Here is a 15,168-nt window from a genome sequence, read left to right as displayed (position 1 = left end):
GGATGGCAATAAGGCACGAGCCTCGCGTTCTGACGATCCCGGCAGGTCTGCCTTTTCTCAAGACGCTTGCCGCAACACTCTGCCATGGGGAACTGACGCCGCTCTTCCGGCACGATCCGAACGATCCGCTTTCGCTCTCCAAAGTAACCATCTACCTGCCAACGCGACGCGCCGCCCGCGTGCTGCGTTCGGAGTTCGTCGACCTTCTCGGCGGCCGTTCGGCGATCCTACCGGTTATCCGGCCGCTCGGCGAGACGGATGACGACAGCGGCTATTTCGAGGAGGCGCTGCCTGCAACGCTCGATCTCGCGCAGCCGCTGTCGAATACCGCGCGTCTGCTCGAGCTTGCCCGCCTCATCCTCGCCTGGCGCAACAGGCTGCCGGAGATCGTGCGGCGTATCCACGCCGATTCGCCATTGGCTGCGCCGGCGAGCCCGGCAGACGCGATCTGGCTCGCACGCAATCTTGCCGAACTGATCGATTCCATCGAGACCGAGGATCGCGAGTGGTCGGAACTCACGAAACTCGATGCCGAAGATTATGCTCTGTGGTGGCAGTTGACGGCCGAATTTCTGCAGATCGCCATCGCCTTCTGGCCGGAACGGCTTGCCGAACTCGGAAAATCGTCGCCGGCACGGCATCGCAATGCGATCCTGCGTGCGGAAGCCAACCGGCTCGCAACGGCAAAACCTGCCGGACCGATTATTATTGCCGGGTCCACCGGCTCGATGCCGGCAACCGCCGACCTCATCGCCGCCGTCGCCAACCTGCCTGAGGGCGTGATCGTGCTTCCGGGCCTCGATCTATCGATGCCGGAGGCGCATTGGCAGATGGTCGCGCCGGAGATCACCGCTTTTGAGCGGGCCAACGCCGCCAGCCGAAGCCACCCGCAATACGGTCTTTCGTCCCTCCTCAAACGGCTGAACCTCACGCGCGGCGACGTCGTTGCAATTGGGCAGGTGGAACAAGATCTGCATCGCCGCGCAGACATTCTTTCCCGTGCGCTCGCTGCAGCGGAAGCGACGAGCGATTGGGGCGAATGGAAGACAGGACTGCCGGACGATGCACTGGCGGCTGCCTTTGCCGATGTCTCGCTGATCGAAGCCGCAAACGAGCGCGAAGAAGCGACGGCGATCGCCATAGCCTTGCGGCTGGCACTGGATCGGCCGGGACGAAACGGCGACAGCCAGACAGCGCTCATCACACCCGACCGCAATCTCGCCCGGCGCGTGATGGCAGAGCTTTCCCGTTTCGGCATCCTGGCCGACGATTCGGCCGGTACGCCCCTTGCGGCTATGTTGCAGGGAACGCTCCTTCAACTGCTCCTCGAGGCAACACTGCGGCCCGGCGATCCGGTCACAATCGTAGCATTGCTCAAGCATCCCCTGGCTCGCTTCGGCCTCGAACGAGGCACGCTCATGCAAGCTGCCGAGGCACTAGAACTGCTCGCCCTGCGTGGCGGTGTTGCCGAAGTCGATATCAGCGCGTTGGAGCCCCTGCTGGAGCATCAACTTTCAGAGCAGGCAGGGGACAGACACGCGCCGAATTGGCGCAGGTCGCTGCCGGCAGAAGCGGTGGAGCTGGCGCGCAATCTTGCTCGGCGGATTTCGAACGCCACCGAACCCCTGGCATCCGCGCTCGTGCGCCATCGGCCGGATGGCCGTGGACTGACGGCCTGCTTCAGGCTTTGCGATTGGGCGGAGCGGACTGGACGCGCGCTCGAAGCCGTGGCAGTCGATGAATGCGGCAACCTCGCCAATCTCTGGGCCGGTGAAGCGGGCGATTCGCTTGCAAGCCTGCTCGGTGAGGTGATCGAGACGGAGGGCCAGATCGAAGCCGATGGACCGCAATGGATCGATATCATGGCGGCGCTTTCGGCCGGGCAGGCGGTCAAGCCTCGTGCTCTCAGCCATCCAAGGGTCTTCATCTTCGGCACGCTGGAGGCGCGTCTGCAAAGCGTCGACACGCTGATCCTGGGCGGACTGAATGAAGGCTCCTGGCCGGGCCAAACGGCCAACAATCCCTTCATCTCGCGCACGATGAAGACGGAAATCGGCCTCGAGCCGCCGGAGCGGCGCATCGGCCAACTGGCCCATGACTTCGTGATGGCGAGCGGAACACGGCATCTGATCTATTCGCGCTCGCTGCGGCAAGGCTCGACGCCGACGGTCGCATCGCGCTGGCTCCAGAGGCTGCTGGCGCTGGGCGGCGAGACATTCGAAAGGGAACTGAAAGCACGCGGCGAGCGCTTCGTGCATTGGGTAAGCCTGCTGGACGAGAGCAAGAGCCAAGCACCAGCCCAACGCCCATCGCCTGCACCGCCCCTCGAATTGCAGCCGAAATCCTATTCCTTCAGCGAAGTTGGGCGCCTGCGGCGCGATCCTTATGCCATCTATGCCCGGCGCATCTTGCGCCTTGACCCTGTGGACCCCTTCAATCGCGATCCAGGTGCTGCCGAACGCGGGACGCTCTATCACACGATCATCGACCGCTTTGTTCGTGAAGGACATGCTGCAGGTACACCGGAAGCCGCCCAAGCAATGGAAACCATTGTGATGGAGCTCTTCGACATGGAGCACCTGCCCTCGCACATTGATGCCGTATGGCGTCCGCGTTTCAGGGAGGTGGCGCGCGCGTTCCTCGAATGGGAAGCCGAACGCCGACCGGCGATCCGCAAGACGTATACGGAAGTGCGTGGCGGCGTGGAACTCGAACCGATCAATATCCGGTTGACAGGGGTTGCCGACCGCATCGATGTGACGGGGCCAAACGCTGCCGACATCATCGACTACAAGACCGGCTCCAATCCATCGCCCGCACAGGCGCGCACGCTTCTCGATCCGCAATTGGCGCTTGAGGCCGCGGCGCTCAGCGCCGGCGCCTTCCGAGACGTCGGAAGCCTGATACCGCAGGATCTCATCTATGTACGCCTTCGACCCGGCAGCCGTTTCGACACCGATGTAGTCAACAATGAAACTTCCACTCGAAGCGACAAAGCAAAATCGGCCCTCGATCTGGCAGAAGAATCAATCGATCAACTGGTCAAGTTCGTGTCGCTTCTGCAATCCGGAGAACGTGGCTTCACTTCACGGTTGATTCCGGCACAGCAGTTCGATTTCGGTGGTGATTACGATCACCTTGCGCGCGTTTCCGAATGGTCGACGGCCGAAAACGAGGAAGCGGGCGGCGATGAGTGATCCGACCGCACTTCCGCAGGGCGACGATCCTGGCATGTGGATCAGCTGGACGACGATCCAGCAGTCTATTGCCTCCGACCCGTCGCGGTCAGCCTGGGTTTCGGCCAACGCCGGTTCCGGCAAGACGCATGTGCTGACGCAGCGCGTCATCCGCCTTCTGCTTTCCGGTGCGCGGCCCTCGGCCATCCTCTGCCTCACTTATACCAAGGCGGCCGCATCCGAAATGTCGAATCGTGTCTTTGCACGTTTGGCCGAGTGGGCGGTGCTTCCGGACGAGGAACTGACAAACCGGATAACTCAGATCGAAGGCGAAACACCCGACCGGCACAAACTTGCCGAAGCGAGACGGCTTTTTGCCAAGGCGCTGGAAACGCCGGGCGGGCTGAAGATCCAGACCATCCATGCCTTTTGCGAGGCCTTGCTGCATCAGTTTCCGCTGGAGGCCAATGTAGCAGGACACTTCTCGGTTCTCGACGATCGTGCCGCAGCGACGTTGCTCGCTGATGCGCGCCGCTCGCTGTTGACTGCCACCACACCCCAAGAGGATTGCGAGCTTGCCGATGCCTTCTCCTATATTCTCAATCTCGGTGACGAAACCGGGTTGGAAACACTGCTTGGCGAAATCGTCGCCAACCGTAACGCCATTCGCCGCTTCATTTCCGCCGCTGAGCAACAAGACGGGATTGCGACCACGCTGCGTAGGCAACTGCAACTTTCGGCCGACGAGACAGAGGCCCAGGTCACCTTGCGATACTGGCCGCTGCCGGGTCTCTTCGGCCTGACGCTCGATCTTTACCTGACATTGGCAGCCCAGAAAGGCGGCTCGAAAGCGCAGGAAGTCGCCTATGGCTTGCGGCAGGCTTCCAACGAGCTGAACGCAACAAAACGTGCCGAATTGCTTGAAAAGATTTTCCTGACGGCGAAGGGCGAACCTAAGTCGGATTCGCAATTCACCGTCAAGGCCATGCTTTCCGATGCACCTGAGCTTGCAGATGCAATCGCCGAAGCGCGCGCGCATATCGTCGCGTGCCGCGACCGCCTCAAGATCATGCGAATGTTCAATGCCACGCATGCAGCCCTTATCCTCGCCGACCGGCTGAACCGCGATTATGAGGACTTGAAAAAGCAGCGCAGTCAGCTGGATTTCGAAGATCTCATCACGCGCACTGCGGATCTGCTGACGAAAAGCGGCGTCGGGCCCTGGATACACTATAAACTCGACCAGGGTATCGATCATATCCTCGTCGATGAAGCGCAGGATACGAGCCCGATTCAATGGAGCGTGATCCAGTCGCTGGCGGAAGATTTCTTTTCCGGCGAAAGCGCATGGCCCGTGGTGCGAACACTGTTTGCCGTCGGCGACGAGAAACAATCGATCTATTCCTTCCAGGGCGCGCGCCCGGAGCGTTTTTCCGAGGAAAGCGAACGTACGAGGAGGCGGGTTTCGGCAAGCGGTCAACTGTTTTCGTCCGTACGTCTGCCCCTTTCCTTTCGCTCGACATCCGACGTTCTCGCTGCGGTCGACCATATCTTCACGTCATCCGAAAACGCCAGAGGCCTCAGCGCCGTCGAAGAGCCGGTCGTTCACCGCTCTAGCCGCATCGGTCACCCAGGTGCCGTCGATCTGTGGGAGATGATCTCCCCCGAAGCCACCGTCAAGGACGAAGACTGGACGGCGCCCTTTGACGCAACGCCCGAAAGCGCGCCAGCTGCGATCCTGGCAAAGCGCATGGCCCATACCATCGAGCGGCTTGTCGGCCACGAGACGATCGTCGAAAAGGGCAAGGAGCGTCTTATCCGAGCCGGTGATATCCTGGTGCTGGTGCGCAAGCGCGATACCTTTGTCAACGCGCTGACCCGTGCACTGAAACGGCGCAACAATATTCCGGTGGCGGGCGCAGACCGCCTCAGGCTGACCAGCCACATCGCCGTTCAGGACTTGCTGGCGCTTGGCCGTTTCCTCTTGTTGCCCCAGGATGATCTTTCACTTGCAGCAGTGCTCAAGAGCCCGCTGTTCGACCTATCGGAAGATGATATCTTCGCACTCGCTGCGCTGCGCAGCGACAATGCAAGCGTGTGGGCTCACCTGCGGCAATTTGCAGTCGACGGTAACGAGCGATTTGCGAGCGTGGCAGAAAAGCTCACGCTCCTTCTTCATCAATCGCAAAACCTGTCCGTCCACGATTTCTACTCGCGTCTGCTTGGCGTTCACGGCGGCCGGCGTCAGTTTCTCGCGCGTCTCGGCACCGAGGTCAGCGATATTCTGGACGAGTTCCTCAATTTCACGTTCGATCACGAAAGTTCGGGACTGCCCGGCCTGCAGTCCTTTATCTCAACGCTGGAACTCGAAGCGCCCGAGGTGAAGCGTGAGCAGGACAAGGGCCGCAACGAGGTCCGGATCATGACGGTGCATGCTTCCAAGGGGTTGGAAGCACCGATCGTTTTTCTTGTCGACGGCGGCTCGAAAGCTTTCACGCATACCCACATGCCAAAACTGCGCCTGCTCGAAACAGATGCGGAAACCCCTCCAATACCTGTCTGGGTTCCAGTCAGCGACCTTGCCAATTCGATGACGCAAGCCGATGCCGCAAGAATTCAGAAACTGGCGGAAGAAGAATACCGGCGGCTGCTCTATGTGGCGATGACACGCGCCGCCGACCGTTTGATTGTCTGCGGTTATCGCGGTGTCAGGGCAAACAGCGATACTTGGCACATGATGATTACATCAGCGATGGCAGACAGCCACCCGCATGTTACACCGGCAACCTTCGAAGGACCGGACGGTGACTGGCGCGGCGTGAAATGGCGTCTGCCGCAAGCAGGCCGCATGTTCGAGCGCGCCGATAAGCTGGAAGAGCGGAACGAAGGCGAGCCGCTGCCCTCCAGCATCCTCAGGCCGCTTTCGCCGCCACCGCAGTTGCCGAGACCTCTCAGCCCATCCGGGGTCGGAACCATCATCGATGAGGAGGCGGATGATCTCTTGATCCATTCGCCACTCTTTGCTGAAACACCACGCTCCGACCGATCGTTGGAAAAGGGGCGTCTGATCCATCGCATGCTGCAGACTCTACCGGACATCGTTCCGGCCGAGAGAGCGGACGCGGCGGCCCGTTACGCAAGCCGTGCTGCACGTTTCTGGCCGGAAACCGAACGGCAGCGACTGGTCGATCTGGTGCTGAAACTACTTTCGGAGGACAGCCTTCAGGAAGTCTTTGCAGTACACACGCAGCCCGAAGTCTCGATCATGGGGACGCTCATCTTGAAGGGGCGCCACTATGCCGTTTCCGGTCGTGTCGATCGCTTGGCCGTTTTCGATGACCGTGTCGTCGTTCTCGACTATAAGACCAATCGTGTGCCGCCCGCCACCGCCACGGATATTCCCTTTGCGCATCAGGCGCAGCTTGCGATCTACCGCGAAATCCTGGCGCCGCTCTATCCAGGCAAGCGCATCGACTGCATGCTGGTCTATACCGAGAGTGCCGCTGTTCATACTTTGAGCGAGCGCGCGCTCGAAATGGCGCTTGCAGGACTCAAAACAAAGTGAAATACCGGACATTGAAAATTCGGCACCGCACCATCACATGTGGATCAACAGTCAATTCCGCTAAAGGAGCAGCCTATGGCTACCGTGAAAGTCGATATCAACAACTTCCGGTCGGAAGTTCTGGAATCTGCAGAACCCGTTGTCGTTGATTTTTGGGCCGAGTGGTGCGGTCCGTGCAAGATGATCGCTCCGAGCCTTGAGGAAATTGCAACCGAGCTCGCCGGCAAGGTTAAGGTCGCTAAGCTTAATATCGATGAAAACCCGGAACTGGCAGCCCAGTTCGGCGTCCGCTCAATTCCAACGCTTGCCATTTTCAAGGCTGGTGAAGTTGCCGATATCAAGGTTGGCGCTGCTCCGAAGACGGCCCTTTCGAGCTGGATTTCGAACGCCGCTTAATTCATTGCATATTCACAGAAAAGCCCGGTTCCGACCGGGCTTTTCTCATTTCGGAGGGGTCTCGTTGTCGGCAAGAACATCGCCGACGAGATAGAGCGACCCGCCGATCAGTATTCTTGGCGCCGGAGCCTGCGGATCAAGGATCTCCTTGATCGCGTCCAACGCTTCACCGACGGTGGCCATCGGCTCTGCGACAAGGCCTGCATCATAGGCAGAATTTGACAGGATCACGGGATCGATCATCGCATCGCTGCCACGGATCGGCACGCAGAAGACCTTTTCCGCAAGCCCGACGAAAGCCCTGAAATAGCCGACCGGATCCTTGGTATTGATCATGCCGGTTATGAGGTAGAGCGGCCGCGGCTGTTTTTCCTCGAAGTTTGCCATGGCCTCGGCGATAACTTCGCCAGCACCGGGATTATGGCCACCATCGACCCAGATTTCGGCACCGGCCGGGGCGTGTGGGATAAGGCGGCCATCGGTCAGCCGTTGAAGACGGCCGGGCCATTCCACGGAATTCATGGCCTTTTCCATCATCGCTTCGGTGACGACAAAACCTGCTGCCTTGACGGCGCGGATCGCTGCCGCCGCGTTGGCATATTGATGGCGGCCGGGAAGGCGTGGCAACGGCAGATCGGCGAGACCGAATTCGTCCTGATAGACGAGTCGGCCATATTCCTCATGCGCCATGTAATCCTGGCCGAAGACAGCGGTTGGGCAATGCAAGCGCTCGGCAGTCGACATCAGGACATCCAGGACTGCGTCATATTCCTGATGGCCGATCACCACGGCATGCCCGCTCTTCATGATGCCGGCCTTTTCAGCCGCAATCAGTTCGACGCGGTCGCCGAGATAGGGCTGATGATCAAGCGAGATCGGCATGATGACCGAAACGGCCGGATCGGAGATGACGTTTGTCGCATCGAACCGTCCGCCGAGGCCGACCTCGATGATTGCCGCATCGGCCGGATGCTCGGAAAAGAGCAGGAAAGTTACCGCCGTCAGGATTTCGAAGACCGTGATTTTCTGGCCGGCATTCGCTTCAGCAACACGCCGAAGCGCTTCTGCAAAAACCGCATCATCGACAAACTGGCCCCGACCGCCCTTAAGTCCGATCCGATAACGCTCATGCCAGTTGACCAGATGTGGCGAGGTGTGGACATGGACGCCGTAGCCACCGGCTTCCAGCAATGCCCTGCAAAAGGCCGTGACCGAACCTTTGCCATTCGTTCCGGCAACGTGAATGACCCGCGGCAGCCGGTGGTGCGGGTTGCCGAGAACGTCGAGAAGGCGGGTGATGCGATCGAGGGAAAGATCGAAGCCCTTGGGATGCAATCCCATGAGCTTATCGATCTCCTGCGCTGCTTCACTCACTGCAGTCTGGCCCCTGGGTATCATTCACCACCCTGCCCAAGCAGGCTCATTTCTATCAGGCGCTTGCTGCGATTGCGATCGCACCGCCATTCGCCGTAACCGAGTTGGCGGGCTTCCTGGTCAAGATGCTCAGCACACGCGCAAGCGTTTCCGGAATATCATGCCGCTTGACGACCATGTCGACCATTCCATGTTCGAGCAGGTATTCCGAGGTCTGGAAGCCTTCCGGGAGCTTCTCGCGGATCGTCTGCTCGATGACGCGCTTGCCGGCGAAGCAGATTTCAGCGCCCGGCTCTGCCAGATGCAGATCGCCCAGCATCGCGTAGGACGCCGTTACGCCGCCCGTGGTCGGGTTAGTGAGAACGACGATATACGGCTGGCCAGCTTCCTTCAGCATATCAACGGCAACGGTCGTGCGCGGCAGTTGCATCAGCGAAAGGATGCCTTCCTGCATGCGCGCGCCGCCGGAAGCCGGGAACATGACGAGCGGGCACTTTTCGGAAATCGCACGCTCGAAAGCTCTGACGATCGCCTCACCGGCAGCAATGCCGAGCGAACCTCCCATGAAGTTGAACTCGTGCACGACGGCGACGAGCTTCAGGCCACGAACCTTGCCGACGCCAGCAAGGATCGTGTCTTCCTGTTCTGTCTTGAGGCGGCTGTCCTTGAGGCGATCCGTGTATTTCTTGGAATCACGGAATTTCAGCGGATCCTGCGCGACCTTCGGCTGCGGCAGCGACTCGTATTCACCGTTGTCGAAAAGGTCGGCAAGACGTGCCTTTGCCGGCATTTTCATGTGATAGCCCGAAGCCGGAATAACCCACTTGTTGTCTTCCAAATCCTTGTGGAAGACCATCTCGCCCGTTTCCGGGCACTTGATCCAGAGGTTCTCCGGCACTTCGCGACGGCCCAGCATTGAATTGATGCGCGGGCGAACGTAGTTGGTGATCCAGTTCAAGTCGAAAACTCCTGATTGACTACAGCCAATGTGGGAACACTATTCGGCAGCAACAAGGCGCGCCGAACGCGTTCCGGATGAAAGACCCCGAACGAGGGTGGCCACCGCCTGGACTGTATCTGCCGTGGCCTTTCCGTCGCGGCTCAGGCTCGTCGCCACCTGGTTGACGATGGCCGTACCAACCACGACGCCATCGGCGGAGCTGCCGATGACCTTGGCGTGATCGGCGGTCTTGACGCCGAAACCGACGCAAACGGGCAGACTGGTATGCTGCTTGATCCGCTTCACGGCCCCTGAAACGAGCGAAGGATCAGGCAGAGCCGAACCGGTGATGCCGTTCATGGAAACGTAGTAGACAAAGCCAGACGTGTTCTTAAGAACCGTCGGAAGGCGCTTGTCATCGGTCGTCGGCGTTGCCAGACGGATGAAATTGATGCCCTTCCTGATCGCTGGAATGCAAAGCTCGTCATCCATTTCCGGCGGAAGATCGACGACGATCAAGCCGTCGATGCCCGATGCGAGCGCATCGTCGAGGAACTTTTCGACCCCGTAGATGTAGATGGGATTGTAATAGCCCATCATCACGATCGGCGTCGAGTTGTCGCTCTTACGAAAATCGGCTGCCAGCTGCAGCGTCTTCTTGAGCGTCTGTCCGCCCTTTAGCGCGCGCTGGCCAGCCATCTGGATTGCCGGACCATCGGCCATCGGATCGGAAAACGGCATGCCGAGTTCGATGACATCGGAACCGGCTTCCGGCAACGCCTTCATGATGCCGAGCGAGGTCTCGTAGTCCGGGTCGCCGCCCATGAAATAGGTTACGAGCGCCGGGCGGCCTTCGGTCTTCAGATCGGCAAAGCGTTTATCCATACGTGCGGTCATGACTTACACACCCATTCCCAGAATCTTGCCGACAGTGAAGATGTCCTTGTCGCCGCGGCCGGAGAGGTTCATCAGGATGATCTCGTCCTTGCCCATTTTCGGCGCGCGCTTGATGACTTCGGCCAGTGCATGCGACGGCTCAAGCGCCGGAATGATGCCCTCGAGGCGGGTCAGCGTCTGGAAAGCATCGAGCGCCTCGTGATCCATGATCGGCACGTATTCGACGCGGCCAATGTCGTTCAGATAGGAATGCTCCGGGCCGATGCCGGGATAATCGAGGCCGGCCGAAATCGAGTGACCCTCCTTGATCTGACCATCGCCGTCCTGCAGCAGATACGTGCGATTGCCGTGAAGGACGCCCGGCGAGCCGGCCGTGATAGAAGCGCAATGCTCATCGCCTTGCAGACCCTTGCCGCCGGCTTCGACGCCGACGATCTTTACGCCTTCGTCGTCCAGGAACGGATGGAAGATGCCAATTGCATTGGAACCGCCACCAACTGCAGCGATGACGAGATCCGGTAGTCGTCCTTCGGCTTCCAGCATCTGCTCCTTGGCTTCCGTGCCGATAACCGCCTGGAAATCGCGAACCATCTCCGGATAGGGATGCGGGCCGGCTGCGGTGCCGATCAGATAGTAGGTGTCATCGACATTGGTGACCCAGTCGCGCAGCGCTTCGTTCATCGCATCCTTCAGCGTGCCGTGACCTGCCGTCACCGGCTTCACCTCGGCGCCAAGCAGCTTCATGCGGAAAACGTTCGGTGCCTGACGCTCGACGTCCGTCGCACCCATATAGACGACGCAGGGAAGGCCAAAGCGAGCGGCGACCGTCGCAGAGGCGACACCATGCTGGCCCGCACCGGTTTCAGCGATGATGCGCGTTTTGCCCATGCGCTTGGCAAGCAGGATCTGGCCGATGCAGTTGTTGATCTTGTGCGAACCCGTATGGTTCAGTTCTTCGCGCTTGAAATAGATCTTCGCGCCGCCAAGCTCCGCCGTCAGGCGCTCAGCGAAATAAAGCGGACTCGGGCGGCCGATGTAGTGGCGGCCAAGATGCTTCAATTCCGCCTGGAATTCTGCATCGTCCTTCGCCTTGTTCCATTCCTCCTGCAGGTCGAGGATCAGCGGCATCAGCGTTTCGGCGACGAAACGGCCGCCGTAGATGCCGAAACGGCCATCCTCATCGGGACCGGAACGGAAGGAATTCGGTTTTAGCGTCTGGTTCACTCTCAACTCCCTGAGACCGTTTCAGGCTCGCAAGCCTTCGCGACCGCATCGAAAAAATCATCGATCATGGCAACGCTCTTCACGCCAGGTGCACTTTCGACGCCGGAAGACACGTCGAGACCGGGCGCCTTGGAGATCGCCAGCGCTTCGGCGACGTTGTCCTTGTTCAACCCACCGGAAAGCATGTAATTCAGGCCATCGTCAAGCCGGCCGAGGAGGCTCCAATCGAAGGAAATCCCGTTGCCGCCGGGCAGTTCCGATCCTTTCGGCGGCTTGGCGTCGAACAGAAACCGGTCGGCTATCCCAATATAAGCGTCAACCCGCTTCAGATCATCGGCGCTGCGAACGCAGAAGACCTTCATGATCGCCACACCGTAGACGGCCTTTATCGTCAAGGCGCGCTCCGGGCTCTCGTTGCCGTGAAGCTGGATGATGTCCGGCTTCAAAAGCGAAACGATTTCATCGAGTTCGTCATTGGTCGGATCGACCGTGACGGCGACGATCTTCGCTTTCCCGCGGATCGGATCGGCAAGCTTTCCGGCAACGTCCGGCTCGACATATCGAGGGCTTTTCTCGAAGAAGATAAATCCGATATGGCTTGCGCCGCGGCTCACCGCGCGCTCGATCGCTTCAGCGCTCTTCAGGCCGCAGATTTTGATATCGGGTTTCATGGCAGCGAAGTGACACGAAAAGGCAAAAGAGTCGAGCCAATTTGCGACCAAGGCTTAATTTCCCGCGGCTGAAGGCTCAATCAAAGTCGATTGCGTGTAACTGGCTTCCGTAGCGTTTCAGCCAGGATTTCGCGTCCTCCATATGCGGGCAGAGCTTTTCGCAAAGCGCCCAAAAATGCGGGCCGTGATTCATTTCTCTGAGATGCGCCACCTCGTGGGCCGCCAGATAATCGATCACCGAGGCCGGCGCCATGACGATGCGCCAGGAAAAGCTCAAGTTTCCTTCCGACGAGCACGATCCCCAACGGCTGCGCGTGTCCTTCATGGAAATCGACTTGATCGGCGCCTTGATCGAACGTGCGTGGAAGTGGGCAAGGCGCTCGAGATCGGAGCGCGCCTCCTTCTTCAGAAAGGCTGCGATCCGGCGGCCAAGATGTTCCGGCAGGCCACTGACCTTCAGCACATGACGGTCGCCGACCATGAGTGCCTCGGTCAGGCCGCGCAGACTGCCGGTATGCTCGATCCTGTGCTTGATGCCGCGCAGCAGGATCTCGCCGCCATCGTGCAGTGTGTTGTCGACCGAGAACTTTGCCAGTTTCGTCAACAGCCATCCCTGATGACGGTCGAGAAAGGCGTTGACCTCGCGCTGGGCAAGGCCCTTCGGAACCGTCATTTTCAGCGCCCGGCCGCCCGGCTCGATTCGCAACGTGATACGGGTTGCGCGATCATGTTGCTTGATCGTGAGCGGCATCAGCCTGCCCGCGACGTCCAGCGTCCGCCTTTCGGGCGGAGCAGGTTTTCTCGCGGCAGTACGTCGCGGCTTGGAAAGGAGCGGAAACATCAACGCTTTTTCTATACGATTCGCAACAAATCCGGGCAAAGAAAAACCGGCATCGCCGATGCCGGTCTGCTGATCATCTGGCTGACACGCTAAGGCGCCTGAAATTCGGCAACCGGGCCATTGTCATGGCGCTTTGTATTCTTTCGGTCGCGCATGAAACGGTCGAATTCTTCCTGATCCTTGGCGCGGCGAAGCTCGCGCATATAGGTGTCGAATTCCTCGCGCATTTCATCGAGCTTACGGCGCTCTTCCTCGAGGCGGTCAAGCTCGGCCTTCCGCCAATCGTCAAAGGCGACGTTGCCGGTCGAAAAATGCGGGCGGTAGCGGCCATGCGAACGGCGGCAGCCGGCAAAGAAGCCGTCAGTCGCCTTATTCGCTTCGCGCTTGAAACCGCGAAGGCGCTCGCCGAAGATGATGTAGGCAAGCATGGCCAGGCCCAGAGGCCAGAAGACCACGAAGCCGAGCACCATCAACGCAACGGTAGCCGGAGTCCAATCCGGGCGAAGCAATGCTGACTGGTTCATCGTGCGGTATCCTCGCTTTCTGCGCCCGGCAAAATGCCGAACGCTGAAAATCGATGTGGTTACCGCCGGCCAACCCTTCAAGACGATTGCCCGCGAAATCGGACAAGGCCTTGAACAGGAAAGGTTAAATCAGCATTCCCTAACTCAGGCGGATTTGCCGCCCCGGATGACGCGCTTTACGCTCAGTTTTCCTGAACGAGAGTGTTCACGGACGAAGTTGACGATACGCGGCGCGATCTCGCGGCGGAAGCGGGATCCGTTGAAGACGCCGTAGTGGCCGACGTCGGGCTGAAGGTAGTGCATGCGCATGTCGTCGGGGATGTTGACACAGATCGTCTGCGCCGCCTTCGTCTGGCCCACACCGGATATGTCGTCGTTCTCACCCTCCACCGTCAGCAGCGCGACATTGCGGATTGCGGCCGGATCGACGCGCTTGCCACGATGAACCAACTCGCCCTTCGGCAACGAGTGCTTCATGAACACCTGGTCGACCGTCTGCAGGTAGAATTCAGCGGTCAGGTCCATCACGGCAAGATACTCGTCGTAGAAATCGCGGTGCTTTTCAGGCTCCCCATCGTTCTTCACAAGATGCATGAAGAACTCCTTGTGAGCGACCACGTGCCGGTCGAGGTTCATCGACATGAAGCCCGAAAGCTGCAGGAAACCCGGATAGACGGGGCGCATGAAGCCTGGTTGCGGCCAGGGCACATTCATGATGACGTTTTCGGCAAACCACGTAAGCGGTCTTTCTTCCGCGAGTTTATTGACCGCTGTCGGATTGATGCGGGTATCGATTGGTCCGCCCATCAGCGTCATCGACGATGGCGACAACGGGTCGTTTGCCTCTTCCATGACGGCGGCGGCAGCCAGCACAGGCACGGAAGGCTGGCACACGGCAATGACATGCGTGTCGGGGCCGAGAAAGTGCAGCATCTCGATGACATAGTCGACATAGTCATCGAAATCGAAGGTGCCTTCCGTCATCGGCACCATGCGGGCATCGACCCAGTCGGTGATGTAGATATCGGCGCTTGGAAGCAGCGCTTCGACCGTACCGCGAAGCAGCGTTGCATAGTGACCGGACATCGGTGCAACGATCAAGATTCGGGGGTCGCGGTGGGCCGAAGGCGTGGTGCGCGCAAAATGCAGGAGATTGCAGAAAGCACGCGACCAGACGATCTCTTCACGCACTTTGGTCTTGTTGCCGCCAACGACCGTTTCCTTCAGTCCAAACTCCGGCTTGCCGTAGCGACGCGTCGTGCGTTCGAACATCTCGAGACTGGCGGCGAACGTGCGGCCAAACGGCGTCTGCGAAAAAGGATTGAGCGGATTGGCATAAACAAGCCTCATCGCATCAGCGGCAGCGCGGAACGGCGCCATCGCTGCATGGTTCAATTCATAGAGCTGATAAAACATGAGTTGCGCCACCTTTCTTTTGCCGGAAAGGACAGCGCCGTCAGGCAGGCCATCTACTTCTTTCCATCGTTTGCGGGCACTTCAATTGAGGTTAATTTATTATTGCAAGGCAGCATAGGCATCCGCGACGCAAAAAGAAATGCC

The 15,168-nt window shown here is 59.5% G+C and carries 11 protein-coding genes; 3 read left to right on the top strand and 8 right to left on the bottom strand.

The window, feature by feature from the left end; translation table 11 throughout:
• Positions 1-2: 2 nt before the first annotated feature.
• From addB to trxA, 3 genes are all read left to right on the top strand, one after another.
• A complete protein-coding gene (gene addB, locus AM571_RS00130; RefSeq protein WP_074059657.1) occupies positions 3-3,197 on the top strand; it encodes a double-strand break repair protein AddB in 3,195 nt (1,064 codons plus the stop codon).
• On the top strand, positions 3,190-6,741 hold the full coding sequence (gene addA, locus AM571_RS00125) for a double-strand break repair helicase AddA (RefSeq protein WP_074059656.1): 3,552 nt from the start codon (positions 3,190-3,192) through the stop codon (positions 6,739-6,741). The genes addB and addA overlap by 8 nt, the downstream gene beginning before the upstream one ends.
• Positions 6,742-6,816: 75 nt before the next feature.
• Positions 6,817-7,137 (top strand): thioredoxin, encoded by a 321-nt coding sequence (gene trxA, locus AM571_RS00120; RefSeq protein ID WP_074059655.1) that lies wholly within the window; start codon positions 6,817-6,819, stop codon positions 7,135-7,137.
• A 45-nt stretch (positions 7,138-7,182) separates the two neighbouring features.
• On the opposite strand, the gene AM571_RS00115 is transcribed toward trxA, so the two are convergent.
• From AM571_RS00115 to AM571_RS00080, 8 genes are all read right to left on the bottom strand, one after another.
• Positions 7,183-8,535 carry a bifunctional folylpolyglutamate synthase/dihydrofolate synthase gene (locus tag AM571_RS00115; protein ID WP_074059654.1) on the bottom strand — a complete coding sequence of 451 codons (1,353 nt, stop codon included), beginning with the start codon at positions 8,533-8,535 and terminating at the stop codon, positions 7,183-7,185.
• A 31-nt stretch (positions 8,536-8,566) separates the two neighbouring features.
• Positions 8,567-9,469 (bottom strand): acetyl-CoA carboxylase, carboxyltransferase subunit beta, encoded by a 903-nt coding sequence (gene accD, locus AM571_RS00110; RefSeq protein WP_074059653.1) that lies wholly within the window; start codon positions 9,467-9,469, stop codon positions 8,567-8,569.
• 39 nt (positions 9,470-9,508) lie between these two features.
• Positions 9,509-10,348: a tryptophan synthase subunit alpha gene (gene trpA, locus AM571_RS00105; RefSeq protein ID WP_074059652.1), complete on the bottom strand. Its 840-nt coding sequence runs from the start codon at positions 10,346-10,348 to the stop codon at positions 9,509-9,511.
• A 3-nt stretch (positions 10,349-10,351) separates the two neighbouring features.
• Positions 10,352-11,572, bottom strand: coding sequence for a tryptophan synthase subunit beta (gene trpB / locus AM571_RS00100; RefSeq protein ID WP_074059651.1), 1,221 nt, complete (start codon positions 11,570-11,572; stop codon positions 10,352-10,354).
• 2 nt (positions 11,573-11,574) lie between these two features.
• Positions 11,575-12,243, bottom strand: coding sequence for a phosphoribosylanthranilate isomerase (locus AM571_RS00095; RefSeq protein WP_074062986.1), 669 nt, complete (start codon positions 12,241-12,243; stop codon positions 11,575-11,577).
• 76 nt (positions 12,244-12,319) lie between these two features.
• Positions 12,320-13,084 (bottom strand): M48 family metallopeptidase, encoded by a 765-nt coding sequence (locus AM571_RS00090; RefSeq protein WP_074059650.1) that lies wholly within the window; start codon positions 13,082-13,084, stop codon positions 12,320-12,322.
• An 89-nt stretch (positions 13,085-13,173) separates the two neighbouring features.
• Positions 13,174-13,608: a DUF2852 domain-containing protein gene (locus AM571_RS00085; RefSeq protein ID WP_074059649.1), complete on the bottom strand. Its 435-nt coding sequence runs from the start codon at positions 13,606-13,608 to the stop codon at positions 13,174-13,176.
• 144 nt (positions 13,609-13,752) lie between these two features.
• Positions 13,753-15,024 carry a polyhydroxyalkanoate depolymerase gene (locus tag AM571_RS00080; RefSeq protein ID WP_074059648.1) on the bottom strand — a complete coding sequence of 424 codons (1,272 nt, stop codon included), beginning with the start codon at positions 15,022-15,024 and terminating at the stop codon, positions 13,753-13,755.
• Positions 15,025-15,168: the final 144 nt, after the last annotated feature.

The organism is Rhizobium etli 8C-3 (genome assembly GCF_001908375.1).
Classification (GTDB): domain Bacteria; phylum Pseudomonadota; class Alphaproteobacteria; order Rhizobiales; family Rhizobiaceae; genus Rhizobium; species Rhizobium etli_B.
This window is presented reverse-complemented; position numbering and strand designations above follow the sequence as displayed.